This is a genomic window from Streptomyces tropicalis (genome assembly GCF_029269835.1).
Classification (GTDB): domain Bacteria; phylum Actinomycetota; class Actinomycetes; order Streptomycetales; family Streptomycetaceae; genus Streptomyces; species Streptomyces tropicalis.
Map to the genome: position 1 here is coordinate 1 of NZ_JARJBB010000095.1, position 977 is coordinate 977.

Sequence of the window (977 nt, forward strand, 5' to 3'; positions counted from 1 at the left end):
ACATTGATAACGCCCAATCTTTTTGCTCAGACTCTAACTCATTGATACTCATTTATAAACTCCTTGCAATGTATGTCGTTTCAGCTAAACGGTATCAGCAATGTTTATGTAAAGAAACAGTAAGATAATACTCAACCCGATGTTTGAGTACGGTCATCATCTGACACTACAGACTCTGGCATCGCTGTGAAGACGACGCGAAATTCAGCATTTTCACAAGCGTTATCTTTTACAAAACCGATCTCACTCTCCTTTGATGCGAATGCCAGCGTCAGACATCATATGCAGATACTCACCTGCATCCTGAACCCATTGACCTCCAACCCCGTAATAGCGATGCGTAATGATGTCGATAGTTACTAACGGGTCTTGTTCGATTAACTGCCGCAGAAACTCTTCCAGGTCACCAGTGCAGTGCTTGATAACAGGAGTCTTCCCAGGATGGCGAACAACAAGAAACTGGTTTCCGTCTTCACGGACTTCGTTGCTTTCCAGTTTAGCAATACGCTTACTCCCATCCGAGATAACACCTTCGTAATACTCACGCTGCTCGTTGAGTTTTGATTTTGCTGTTTCAAGCTCAACACGCAGTTTCCCTACTGTTAGCGCAATATCCTCGTTCTCCTGGTCGCGGCGTTTGATGTATTGCTGGTTTCTTTCCCGTTCATCCAGCAGTTCCAGCACAATCGATGGTGTTACCAATTCATGGAAAAGGTCTGCGTCAAATCCCCAGTCGTCATGCATTGCCTGCTCTGCCGCTTCACGCAGTGCCTGAGAGTTAATTTCGCTCACTTCGAACCTCTCTGTTTACTGATAAGTTCCAGATCCTCCTGGCAACTTGCACAAGTCCGACAACCCTGAACGACCAGGCGTCTTCGTTCATCTATCGGATCGCCACACTCACAACAATGAGTGGCAGATATAGCCTGGTGGTTCAGGCGGCGCATTTTTATTGCTGTGTTGCGCTGTAATTCTTC

Annotated in this window: 2 protein-coding genes; both read right to left on the reverse strand. The window is 46.2% G+C overall.

Features of this window, described 5'->3' with window-relative positions; genetic code table 11:
• Positions 1–243: 243 nt before the first annotated feature.
• Positions 244–792, reverse strand: coding sequence for an ead/Ea22-like family protein (locus P3H78_RS33155; RefSeq protein ID WP_001289873.1), 549 nt, complete (start codon positions 790–792; stop codon positions 244–246).
• The gene (locus P3H78_RS33160; protein WP_229041931.1) at positions 789–947 is read right to left on the reverse strand and encodes a TraR/DksA family transcriptional regulator; all 159 of its coding nucleotides are present in this window, start codon (positions 945–947) and stop codon (positions 789–791) included. The genes P3H78_RS33155 and P3H78_RS33160 overlap by 4 nt, the downstream gene beginning before the upstream one ends.
• Positions 948–977 lie beyond the last annotated feature (30 nt).